This window comes from Streptomyces sp. NPDC054866, from assembly GCF_053610745.1.
The window spans coordinates 1676885-1688109 of record NZ_JBSGZA010000001.1; the positions used below are offsets into that span (position 1 = coordinate 1676885).

An 11225-nucleotide genomic window follows, 5' to 3' on the forward strand; every position below is an offset into this window, starting at 1 on the left:
CCCGGCAACGCGATGAACCTCAGCCTATCGAGATCCATTGTCAAGGCCGAACCGCGGCACCACCCCGACCCCGGGGCTCTCCAAGGACCGTACCCTTGCGGCCATGCGAAGCGGCTCGATCCCGGGCGCCTCAGGGCGCGTACGACCCCTGACACTGCTCGGTGACCCCGTGCTGCACAAGGCCTGCGAGGAGGTCACCGACTTCGGGCCCGAACTGGCCCTGCTCATCGAGGACATGTACGCCACGATGTACGCCGCCCAGGGCGTGGGTCTGGCCGCCAACCAGATCGGCGTGAGCCGACGGGTCTTCGTGTACGACTGCCCGGACGACGACGATGTGCGTCATCTCGGGTACGTGGTGAACCCGCGCCTCGTCGAGATGGACGGGGTCAGCGTGCGCGGGCCCGAGGGCTGTCTCTCGCTGCCGGGCCTCGAAGCGAGCACCCCGCGCTTCGACCACGCGGTGGTGGAGGGCTTCGACAAGCTCGGGGCGCCGGTGCGGGTGCACGGAACCGGCTGGTTCGCGCGCTGCCTGCAGCACGAGTGCGACCACTTGGAGGGCGGCGTCTACACCGATCACGTCACGGGCTGGCGGCGGCGCAGGGTTCTGCGGGCCGCCGCCAAGGCGTCCTGGAGCGGCTGACCTGCGACGGCCTGCCGGCTGTCAGAAGCCGGGGCCGCCGACGCGGTCGCCCGCCGCGGCGAGGCGTCCCCACAGCAGGTCGGCCAGGCTGCTCACCAACTCCGCGCGCGGGCACGGCCGTTCACCGAGCCACCAGTCGCCCGCCGCGTGCATCATGCCGACGATGCCGTGCCCCCACACACGCGCGAGCTGCGCGCTGCCCGGTCCGAGGTCGACCCGCTCCTCGATGACCTGCGCGAGCTCCTCGCCCATGCGGCGAAGGACGGGCGCGGAGTGCAGGCCCACGTCGAAGCCTTGATCGCCGGGTGCGGCGGCGTCCGAGGGGTGCATGAGGAAGCGGTAGACCTGCGGGCGGGCCTCGATCGCCGCGAGGTAGGTGTCGAGCGTCCGTTCGACCCGCTCCCGTCGGTCGGCCGGGGCGTCCAGGGCGGCGCGCAGCGCTTCGAGGAGCGCGTCGGTGTGCCGCTTGGCGAGCGCCGCGTACAGCCCGCCCTTGTCTCCGAAGTGGCGGTAGAGGATCGGCTTGGTGATGCCGGCCTCCGCCGCGATGGCGTTCATCGACGCTCCGGGGCCGTCGCGCAGCACCACCCGGTCGGCGGCCTCCAGCAACTCGCGCCGCCGGCGCTCGGCAGACCGTTGCTGATCGGTCTGCTGTGTGGTGGTCTCCATAGCGTTTCTCTCCCCGCCCGTGCGATTGCGTGACGCACGCGCAACGTAACACCCCGCGCGGGGTGCCGATCGAACGGGCGGCCGGGAGTTGACATCGGCTACCGGCCGGTAACAGACTCCAGTTACCGCAAGTAACGCACGTCTTCACCGCAGGTCCTGGAGGGGTCATGGCCGAGTTCACCATGGAGCTCAACGACGAACAGAAGGAGGTCCGGGACTGGCTCCACGGGTTCGCCGCTGACGTGATCCGTCCCGCGGCCGCCGAGTGGGACGAGCGCGAAGAGACCCCGTGGCCGATCATCCAGGAGGCCTCGAAGCTGGGGATCTACTCCCTGGACTTCTACGCCCAGCAGTTCTTCGACCCCACGGGCCTTGGTATCCCGATGGCGACCGAGGAGATCTTCTGGGGTGACGCGGGCATCGGCCTGTCCATCATGGGCACGGGCCTGGCCGCCGTCGGCGTCCTCGCCAACGGCACCGAGGAGCAGATCGGCACCTGGATCCCGCAGATGTACGGCGACGTGAACGACGTGAAGGTCGCCGCCTTCTGCTCCTCCGAGCCCGACGCGGGCTCCGACGTGGCGGCGATGCGCACCCGCGCCGTCTACGACGCGGCCAAGGACGAGTGGGTCCTCAACGGCACCAAGACCTGGGCGACCAACGGCGGCATAGCCAACGTCCACGTCGTCGTCGCGGTCGTCGACGCCGAGCTCGGCTCCAAGGGCCACGCCTCCTTCATCGTCCCGCCGAACACCCCCGGCCTCTCCCAGGGCCAGAAGTTCAAGAAGCACGGCATCCGCGCCTCGCACACCGCCGAGGTCGTCCTGGAGGACGTCCGCGTCCCCGGCCACTGCCTGCTCGGCGGCAAGGAGAAGCTCGACGAGCGCCTCGCCCGTGCCCGGGAGCGCGCCAAGACCGGCGGCGAGCGCGTGAAGAACGCCGCGATGGCCACCTTCGAGGCGTCACGCCCTGCTGTCGGCGCCATGGCCGTGGGCACGGCGCGTGCCGCGTACGAGGAGGCCCTGGAGTACGCCAAGACGCGTACGCAGTTCGGTCGCCCGATCATCGACAACCAGGGCATCGCCTTCCAGCTGGCCGACATGCGTACGCAGATCGACGCAGCGCGTCTGCTCGTCTGGCGTGCCTCGTGGATGGCGAGCACGGGCAAGAAGTTCGAGTCGGCCGAGGGCTCCATGTCGAAGCTGTACGCGAGCGAGGTCGCCAAGAAGGTCACCGCGCAGGCGGTGCAGATCCTCGGTGGCAACGGCTTCACGCGTGAGTACCCGGTGGAGCGCATGCACCGTGACGCGGCGATCTACACGATCTTCGAGGGCACGAGCGAGATCCAGCGCCTGGTGATCGCGCGCACGCTGTCGGGGATGCCGATCCGCTAGGCACCGACCGCGGCCCGCGGGGGCTGAGGAACGAACGCCGTAGGAGATAGGCAGGCAAGTTTGCAAGTTTGCCTGCCTATCTCCTACGGTCGTGTCATGACCGACAAGCCTGGGGACCCGACCCCCGAGCAGGTCGCCGCAGACCTCACGGCCGTCATCGGACGCGTCGTGCGACGGCTGCGGACGGCGTCACCCGGGGTCGGGCTCAGCGCGTCGCAGCGCACCGTCCTTGCCCTCCTGGACCGGGAGGGGCCCGCCACCACGGCCGCTCTGGCCCGCGCGGAGCTCGTACGGCCGCAGTCGATGCGGATGACGGTGGGCGCCCTGGAGAGCATGGAGCTGATAGAGCGCGCCCCCGACCCGAACGACGGGCGCCAGTCCGTCGTCTCCGTGACGGCCAAGGGGCGCCGCACCCTCGCGGACGCGCGCGCCGCCAAGCACGGATGGCTGTCGGGCGCCATCGCCGACGGCCTCGATGCCGACGAGCGGCGCCAACTGGCCGACGCGGCCGTGCTGTTGGAGCGGCTGGTGCAGCAGTGAGAGCGCCGGTATCGGTGCGTCCGAGACCGAAGCGCGACGCCGCCGACGGCCAACTCCCCGGCCACACCCCCGTAAGAGAGATCTGAGCCATGACTGCCACCACCCTCGACCCCACCACGGCCCTCGTCCTCGTCGACCTCCAGCAGGGCATCACCGCCCTGCCCACGGCCCACCCGTCCGCGGAGATCGTCGAACGGTCCGCCCGCCTCGCCGACGCCTTCCGCGAGCGCGGCCTGCCCGTGGTCCTGGTCCGGGTCACGAGCGGCGCCCCCGGGCGCACCGAAGGCCCGGTCCGGGGCGGCGACGTGCCCGCGGACTGGGCGGACCTGGTTCCCGAACTCGGGCGCCAGGACAGCGACATCGTCGTCACGAAGCAGCAGTGGGGCGCCTTCTACGGCACCGACCTCGACCTCCAGCTGCGCCGCCGCGGCGTCACGCAGGTCGTGGTCGCCGGCATCGCGACGAGCATCGGCGTCGAGTCGACGGCCCGCGCGGCACACGAGCACGGCTACCACGTCACGGTCGCCGTCGACGCCGTGACCGACATGGACGCCGACGCGCACCGCAACAGCATCGAGAAGATCTTCCCGAAGCTCGGCGAGACGGACACGGCGGAGGCGATCGCGAAGCTGCTGTGAGCGGGCCCTACGGCTGGTACACGTACGGCGTCGTCACGCTCAGCGGCACGAAGCCAAGGCGTTGCAGGATCGGGCGGCTGTCGTCGGTGGCGTCCACCTGGAGATAGCGGTAGCCGCGGTCGGCGGCGATGCGGGTGCGGTGGGCGACCAGGGCGCGGTAGATGCCCTTGCCCCGCCACTCGGGAGCGGTGCCGCCGCCCCAGAGGCCGGCGAAGTCCGTGCCGGGGCAGAACTCCATCCGGGCCGAGCTCACCGGCACGTCGCCCGCCATCGCGACCACCGCGACGACGGCGTCCGGGGTCTGCGTCAGCTGGGTGAGGACCCGCTTGGCGAGGCGTTCACCGAGCTCCGAACTGCCCTCGCCGAACGCGGCGTTGTGGGCGTCCGCCATGAGCCGTACGCCGGCCGCGTCCGTCACCGGGAGCAGGTGTACGCCCTCGGGCAGTGCGGGCTCCGTGGGCAGATCGGCGACCTCGGCCACCATCACGGTCTCCGGCGGCTCGGGGACGAAGCCGGCCGCGTGCAGCCGGTCGGCGAGGTCGGCGGGGCGGTCGTGGGAATGCAGCTTCCACTCGAACTCGCGCCTGAGGGACGTGAAGTACCGCACCTGCTCGGCGATGACGGCGTCCGCCGTGGCCGCGTCGACGTCCGCCCAGTGGACGCCGTTCCAGTCGTGCGCGGCGCCGGTCTGCCGGACGACGCCCCCGTCACGCTCGACGCGCGCGCCGGGGCTGTCCGTCCGCGCGCCGCGCCGAATCTGCCCGTCGTACGCCGCCAGTACCGCTTGATGATCCATGCGGGCACTACAGCAGGGGCGGTGGGGCGCGGCAAATGAATTTGGGGGGCGGGTCAGGCCTGCCAGCGACAGCGCAGGGCCGCGGTGGCGAAGCCGGGGCCGAAGGCGATGGCGACGCCGTGCGCGCCGTCCGCGGGCGGGGCCGTGTGGGTGCGCTCCAGCACCCGCAAGACGCTGGCGGCACCCATGTTGCCCTCTTCGGTGAGGGTCTCCACGGAGTGGCGCACGTCGTGAGCGTCGAGGTCGAGCGCCTTTGCGGTGTCCGAGATGATGCGATGGCCGCCCGGGTGGATCACCGCGAAGTCGACGTTCCGCGGGCCGAGCCAGTCCTTGAGGGCCGGAAAGGTTTCGGCAGCGGCCGACGGAGCCTGCTTGGTGGAGTCGAAGTGCATTCCTTGCGCGTCGAGTCGCCCCCTGTACCGGTCGAGGCTGTCGGGGAGCGTGTATTCGAAGGTGTCCTCGATGGCCAGACCCGAGGTCAGCGGAGACCCCGTGACGACGACGGCGCCCGCGGCGTCCGCGAACAACGCCTTGTAGATCATCGATTCCATGCTGGTGACCGAGTGGTTGTAGGAGGTGGAGAGGACTTCCGCCGCCACGACCAGGACCTTGCTGCCCGGACGAGCGGCGATGAGGTCCCACGCCCGGATGAGGCTCTGGACGCCTCCGGCACAGGCAACGGTCGTCAGCGCGACACGGTGCACCGTTGGACGCAGGCCGAGCCGGGCGATCAGGTGGATGTCGAGGTTGGGGACGGCCCAGCCGGTGGAGTGCGTGGTGACGATCGCGTCGATGTCTTGCGCCGTAAGCCCGACCGCGTCGAGGGCTGCTGTGGCAGCTTGCTCGGACATCGCGACGGCATCGTCGAAAGCGGCCTGGGTGCGCTCGTGGACGTCGGCCGTGCCGGAGACGGTGGGGGAGCTGAGGGGGCGGGTGAAATGCCGGGTGCGTACACCGCAGTTGCCCACGACACGCAGGATCGCGGCGAGCCGCGGGTGATCGTGGTGGTGGGAGCGTATGTCGTCGGCTATCTCATCGGTGGTGACTTTGTGGGGGCCGAACACGGTTCTGGGGCTGGAGACGAAGGCAGGCACGGTAGCTCCCACGGGTCAGGGCGGGCGGGGTGCCGTTCAACGTACTTGAGGGGGCTGAATTCGTACCCCCTTGCCGCCCCCAGGAATCTGCTCGCCGACGTGCCGTCAGTCGGCTCGAAGCATCGGCGCACGCGTGTGGCTGCGCTGGGAGCCTGCTTTGAATATCAGGATGAACAGCCTTGAACCGGGCGCCGCCATGGGTTGTGCCGCGCAGATCGACACCCAGCCCGGCCCATGTTCCGCGTGCCGCAGGGGGCGTTCGTGCCCGTCAGGGTGGATCAGGGCACCGTCAGCCTCGTAGAGGGAGGACATCTCGGGGTCGGCGAGAACCTCCTTCTCGATCTGGCGGAGGATCTCGTCGTCGGGCCTGGCGGTGAGCGCGGCGCGCAGCTGTGGCAGAACCATGGGCACCCACGAGTTGCGCCAGTCCGTCAGGGCTTCGCGGCCGTTGTGTTCGAGGAGCATCCATCGCATCGTGTTGCTCGGCACCTTGCCCTCGGGGAACAAGGCGGCGAAGGCGGCGTTGTACGCGAGCAACTCCCAGGAAGCGTCGGTGACGTACGCCATGTGTCCGATGCCGTCTACGGCCTCCCGCCAGACGCCGGCGATCTCTTTGCCGGACGACGAGTACAGCGGCCCGGGTGGCTCCTGCCGCAGCGCGTACCGACACAACGACACCCACTCCTGCTCATTGAGCCCGAACAGCCGGGCCACGTCCCGCAAAAGCGAAGCAGGCGGATTGGGGTAACTGCCCGACTCCAGGCGGTGGTACGTCCCGATGGCCCGGTGCAGCAGCTGGTCCACCTGGTGCTGGGAGAGGCCGCGGGCGCGGCGTCCCTGGCCCGTGGGGCGGCGGAAGCCGTGCGATTCGGGGGCGATGAGGGCGCGTCGTTCGCGGAGCAGAGCGCGGAGCGCCGTCTTGTTCATGGTGGGTAATCCCTCTTGGTGCACGCCGAGTTGAGCATCAGCAGTCTAAATATTCTCACCAGCTTTGGTAGTAAAGATTGCCCGAAGAAAAACGATCAGTCGATGCTGCATCATGGACGGAGCGGGACCACCGACCTGCGAGTTCCATCGTCGGTGGGCACGCGGACACAACTGTGGGGCATCTTGACCGAGGAGCTTGAAATTGGCTGAAATTCCTCGGCGTTGGGTACCCCCTAGGCCCATTGGGCCGCTGCGGGAAGAGTATGGATCGGTTGTTCGTATTCCGATGTGTGTGGTCGGAATCGTCGCACTCGGGACGTACGACGCATGACTTCCCGAATCGGTTCCTGGGTCCACTGGCTGCGGCCGGTGCCGTCACTCGCCATTACGTAGCGGCCACGGTACCGGCCGCCCGCGGTTGTCCCCGGGCGGTTCATCGGGTGGTTCGCCGGGTGGTTCACCGGGTGGGAAGTTGCTCCTCAGCCTGGGCCAGGATCTCCGTCACGCGCAGGCCGAACCGCACGTCGCAGGCGTGGGGTTGACCGGATCGCGCCGACTCGACGAGCGCGTCGACCGCCGAGCGGAACGCGTCGAGCGAACCGCCCTGCGACGGCATCCGTGCGATCCCCGCCTCGCCGCGCAGCTCCACCGTCGACCCCGATGCCTTCGCGGGCGTGCTCAGGCTCAGCGTCGCCGTGCTCGACGCGCCGCCGCCGTGCCGCAGGATCAGATGGACCAGGTCCGCCTGCCCTGCCGCCGCCTTCACGTCGGTCACATCGCCGAGCACCGGCATCAGGACGGAGAGGGCGTGCGGGCCGACGTCCCACAGGCCGCCCCGCCGCGCCCGCCACGGCGAGGAGAACGGGCTGGTGCCGTCCGCCGAGTAGAACGAGCTGTACCAGTCGGCGCGGCCTGCGAACCAGCCCTCCGTAGCCGCCTGCTCGCTCACCCACGCTGACGTCGGGCCGGCGAAGCGCAGCGTGAAGAAGACGACGGACGCCACCCGGGCCGTCTCGGCCGCCGCCGCGACGTCGCGCGCCGTGGCCACCGTCGTCGCCACCGGCTTGTCCAGGAGCAGATGGCAGCCCGCCGCCGCGGCCCGCGCGGCCAGCGGTGCCTGCACGTCCGGGGGTACCGCGAACGCCACCGCGTCGCTCGCGGCGAACAGTTCGTCCACGTCCGCGTACGCCGTGGTCGCGTGCGCCGACGCCAGCGCGGCCGCAGCGTCGGGCCGCCGTCCCCACACGCCGCAGAGCTCCACGTCCGGGTGCGCGGCTAGCGCGGGAGCGTGCGTGGACGAGGCCCAGGGACCCGTGCCGACCAGTCCAATTCGCAGTCTCTTCATGGTCGGCATTATGGCTGACTCCATACCGTCGGCGGTGGCGAAGCCCAGTGACCGCAAGGCAGTTGGCCGCTCTTCGCTCTTGTTTCCAAGCCGCGAGTGGCTGGATCTCGTATCCGAAACCTGCCGTGGTGAAAGCGCATTCACCCGCTATGGTGAATTCCCATTCACTTCGCTCCGCCGCCGTTCACTTCTGCGGACATTTGTGCCCGCGCTGGAGTGATCATGAAGTTCGCCCCGATATCTTCCGCAGATAGCGCAGGCATATGCAGATGACCACATCCGCCTCCGGGGCGGCGACGGAACCCGAGGTCTCCGTCGCCGGACCCGCACGCCGCGACGCCGAAGCGACGAAGGCCGCCATCATCCGCGCCGCCCGCTACCTCCTGGCACGGCACGCCCACGCCGACATCACGCTCAAGGCGGTGGCCGAACGGGCCGGTGTGAGCGCGCCGCTGGTCCTGAAGTACTTCGGCAACAAGGACGCGCTCTTCGCCCGCATCATGTCCTTCGAGGCCGACGTCGAGGGCCTGCTCGACGCGCCCCTCGCCGCACTGGGCCACCACATGGTCCACCACCTGCTGACCGGCCAGGCCGAGCACGGCGCCGACCCCATCCTGCGGATCGTCTTCGCCCCGCTCCACCGCGAGCAGGGCGACACCCTGCGCACCAACTTCCGTACGCAGGTGGTGCACCGCCTCAGCGAACGCCTCGAAGGACCGGACGCCGGCGTGCGCGCCGAGCTCGCGGTGGGCACACTGCTCGGGCTCGGCGTGATGTACGGAATAGCCCGCGGGCCACACTTGCGCGGCACACCCGTCGCCGAGATCACCGAGCGGTACGCGCCCACGGTGCAGGCCTTCCTCACGCCTCCGTGAGGGCGACGCCCGGCCATCGGATCCCCCTTCGACCTCCGGAACGGAGAGCACGTATGAACGACGCGAGCGAACGCCCTGCCCTGGCACGCGAGTTGGGCATGGAGCCGCACCCGGAAGGCGGCTGGTTCGTCGAGACCTGGGCCTCGGACCACTCCTTCACGCCCACCGGCTACCCCGGCGCGCGGACGGCGGCCACCGCCATCTACTTCCTGCTCTGCCCGGGGGAGGAGTCCCGCTGGCACGTGGTGCGCTCCGACGAGATCTGGCTGTGGCACCGCGGCGGCCCCCTGGACCTGCGCCTGGGAGGTGACGGCGCGCTCCCGAAGGAGGGCGCGGCGCCCATGCGCCTCGGCCCGGGCGTCGAGCACGGCGAGCGCCCGCAGATCCTGGTGCCCGGCGGCGTATGGCAGGCGGCGCGCCCCACCGGCGACGAGCCGGTCCTGGTGAGCTGCGTCGTCGCGCCCGGCTTCGACTACGCGGACTTCCGGCTGGCGGACTGACGCGGTGCGCTCGCCGGTGTCTCCCGCCGGGAGCGCACCACCGTCGCCGCCGAGTCCTTCCCCCGGTGCACGACGGCGACCGCCGCGAGCCCGACCGCGAGGCCCAACGCCGTCTGTACGCCGAAGGGTTCGCCGAACGTCAGGGCACCCCACAGGGCCGTCACCGGTGCCATCAGGAACATCAGCGTGTTGACCTGCGTGACCCCGGAGCGCCGCAGGATCAGCCAGTAGAGCCCGTACCCGCCGAAGGTGGAGAGCGTCACCAGCCAGCTGATCGCCACCCAGAAGGACGTCTCCGCCGGCGGTGTCGCGGCTCCCGCGCCCACCGCGAGCGCCGTGAAGATGACGGCGCTGGTCACGCAGTGGACCGTCATCGAGACCGCCGGGGCGACCGGGCGTGGGGAGCGGCGGTCCAGGAAGGTCGCCGCGACCAGCGAGAACATTCCGAGGAACGGCACCAGGTAGGCCCACCAGGGAGCGTCGGTGCCGCCCGTGGCGTCCGCCGCCGTCACGATGACGACCCCGGTCACGCCGAGCCCGAGGCCCACCCACTGCGTGCGTGAGACGTACTGGCCGAGCAGTGGTCCGGCGAGCGCGCCCGCCACCAGTGGCTGGGTGCCGTCGATCAGGGCGGTGGTGCCGCTGGAGACGCCGAGCTGGATCGCGTAGTACACGGTGAGCAGATAGCCGCTCTGCGACAGCGCCCCGACGGCCGCCTGCCGTATCGCGTCACGTGCCGTGAAGCCGCGCCAGGACGCCCGCGCCACGGTGAGGGCGACGACCGCGAGCACGAGGGCCAGCGGCAGGAACCGCCACATGAGGACGGTCACCGCGGACGCGCTCCCGGCGCCGAGCTTGGCCCCGATGAAACCCGAGCTCCAGGTCAGTACGAACGCGATCGAGAGCAGGACGTTCATGGCGTTCCTTCCGATGGCGGCTGCGGTCAGGAGCGGACAGCGAAGTAAACCGATCTGTCTACTCGCCATCGAGTATACAGATCGGTTTACTATGGAGGCATGGGTGACAGGGTGAGTGAGATCGCGAAGTCCGCCGCAGGTTCCGGGAGCGCGCCGCGCAGGATCGTCATGACGCCGGGCGCGCGGCGCGCGCTCGATGCCGCGAGCGCGCTGTTCTACGACCGAGGCATCCACGCCGTCGGGGTGGACCTCATCGCCGCCGAGGCCGGGGTCACCAAGAAGACGCTCTACGACCGCTTCGGCTCCAAGGAGCAGATCGTCGTCGAGTATCTGGCGGCCCGCGACGAGCGCTGGCAGGCCTTCCTCGCTCCGTACGTCGAGGCCGCGAACACCCCGCGGGCCAGGATCCTGGCCGTTTTCGACGCCTCGCGCGACTGGGCCGACACGAACAGCGTCAAGGGGTGCAGCATGGTCAACGCGCATGCCGAGATCAGCGACCCCGCGCACCCCGCGTATCAGGTCATCACCGGCCAGAAGGCCTGGATGCTGGCCCTGTTCACCGGCCTCGCCCGCGACATCGCGCCCCGGCGGGCGGCGAAACTCGGCCGGACGCTCATGCTGCTGCACGAGGGCGCCCTGGTCGCGCACGGCCTGCGCATCTTTCCGGACGCGATCGACCACGCACGTGACGAGGCAGCGGCGCTGCTCCGTGACGCTCTCCGCGTCGCACCCGACGCCGAGTAAAAGCGCAGGTGAGAGCCCCTTTGGGGAAGTCTTTGCCGTTGGCCGGAATGTGTCGTTCCGTGTTACCGGCTCATTGACCGTACGCAATCGCGGGGCACACCCTGGCCATATAGATGCTGCCTACATCTAGTGTCGCCTGCACC

General features: G+C 70.2%; 13 protein-coding genes. 7 read left to right on the forward strand and 6 right to left on the reverse strand.

The genetic code is table 11. The annotated features are described in order from the left end of the window. The first annotated feature begins 103 nt into the window (after window positions 1–103). A complete protein-coding gene (gene def, locus ACWGI2_RS07240) occupies window positions 104–643 on the forward strand; it encodes a peptide deformylase (RefSeq protein ID WP_453396102.1) in 540 nt (179 codons plus the stop codon). A gap of 21 nt (window positions 644–664) precedes the next feature. Here def and ACWGI2_RS07245 read toward each other — a convergent pair whose 3' ends face one another. Then, complete coding sequence (locus tag ACWGI2_RS07245; protein ID WP_453396103.1) at window positions 665–1312, reverse strand: TetR family transcriptional regulator; 648 nt, start codon at window positions 1310–1312, stop codon at window positions 665–667. Window positions 1313–1479: 167 nt separating this feature from the next. Between ACWGI2_RS07245 and ACWGI2_RS07250 the strand changes: the two genes are divergently transcribed. The 3 genes from ACWGI2_RS07250 to ACWGI2_RS07260 all read left to right on the forward strand — a co-directional run bounded on the left by ACWGI2_RS07250 (window position 1480) and on the right by ACWGI2_RS07260 (window position 3884). Continuing rightward, complete coding sequence (locus ACWGI2_RS07250) at window positions 1480–2706, forward strand: acyl-CoA dehydrogenase family protein (protein ID WP_249585947.1); 1227 nt, start codon at window positions 1480–1482, stop codon at window positions 2704–2706. Window positions 2707–2802: 96 nt separating this feature from the next. Next, a complete protein-coding gene (locus tag ACWGI2_RS07255) occupies window positions 2803–3246 on the forward strand; it encodes a MarR family winged helix-turn-helix transcriptional regulator (protein ID WP_453694425.1) in 444 nt (147 codons plus the stop codon). Between the two features lie 89 nt (window positions 3247–3335). Beyond that, window positions 3336–3884 (forward strand): isochorismatase family protein, encoded by a 549-nt coding sequence (locus ACWGI2_RS07260; protein WP_453694426.1) that lies wholly within the window; start codon window positions 3336–3338, stop codon window positions 3882–3884. Between the two features lie 7 nt (window positions 3885–3891). Here ACWGI2_RS07260 and ACWGI2_RS07265 read toward each other — a convergent pair whose 3' ends face one another. From ACWGI2_RS07265 to ACWGI2_RS07280, 4 genes are all read right to left on the reverse strand, one after another. Next, a complete protein-coding gene (locus ACWGI2_RS07265; RefSeq protein WP_453694427.1) occupies window positions 3892–4680 on the reverse strand; it encodes a GNAT family N-acetyltransferase in 789 nt (262 codons plus the stop codon). A gap of 53 nt (window positions 4681–4733) precedes the next feature. Beyond that, window positions 4734–5774: a type III polyketide synthase gene (locus tag ACWGI2_RS07270; protein WP_453396108.1), complete on the reverse strand. Its 1041-nt coding sequence runs from the start codon at window positions 5772–5774 to the stop codon at window positions 4734–4736. Between the two features lie 105 nt (window positions 5775–5879). Next, a complete protein-coding gene (locus ACWGI2_RS07275; RefSeq protein ID WP_453396109.1) occupies window positions 5880–6701 on the reverse strand; it encodes an MmyB family transcriptional regulator in 822 nt (273 codons plus the stop codon). 457 nt (window positions 6702–7158) lie between these two features. Continuing rightward, the gene (locus ACWGI2_RS07280) at window positions 7159–8046 is read right to left on the reverse strand and encodes a Gfo/Idh/MocA family protein (RefSeq protein ID WP_453694428.1); all 888 of its coding nucleotides are present in this window, start codon (window positions 8044–8046) and stop codon (window positions 7159–7161) included. 269 nt (window positions 8047–8315) lie between these two features. On the opposite strand from ACWGI2_RS07280, the gene ACWGI2_RS07285 reads away from it, so the two are divergent. Both ACWGI2_RS07285 and ACWGI2_RS07290 read left to right on the forward strand, forming a co-directional pair. Beyond that, window positions 8316–8921, forward strand: coding sequence for a TetR/AcrR family transcriptional regulator (locus tag ACWGI2_RS07285; RefSeq protein ID WP_453396111.1), 606 nt, complete (start codon window positions 8316–8318; stop codon window positions 8919–8921). Window positions 8922–8974: 53 nt separating this feature from the next. Continuing rightward, window positions 8975–9421: a cupin domain-containing protein gene (locus ACWGI2_RS07290; RefSeq protein WP_453396112.1), complete on the forward strand. Its 447-nt coding sequence runs from the start codon at window positions 8975–8977 to the stop codon at window positions 9419–9421. Here ACWGI2_RS07290 and ACWGI2_RS07295 read toward each other — a convergent pair. After that, complete coding sequence (locus ACWGI2_RS07295) at window positions 9394–10338, reverse strand: DMT family transporter (RefSeq protein WP_453694429.1); 945 nt, start codon at window positions 10336–10338, stop codon at window positions 9394–9396. The genes ACWGI2_RS07290 and ACWGI2_RS07295 overlap by 28 nt on opposite strands. Window positions 10339–10506: 168 nt before the next feature. Here ACWGI2_RS07295 and ACWGI2_RS07300 point away from each other — a divergent pair, with 168 nt between their 5' ends. Continuing rightward, window positions 10507–11082: a TetR/AcrR family transcriptional regulator gene (locus ACWGI2_RS07300; RefSeq protein ID WP_453694683.1), complete on the forward strand. Its 576-nt coding sequence runs from the start codon at window positions 10507–10509 to the stop codon at window positions 11080–11082. Window positions 11083–11225: the final 143 nt, after the last annotated feature.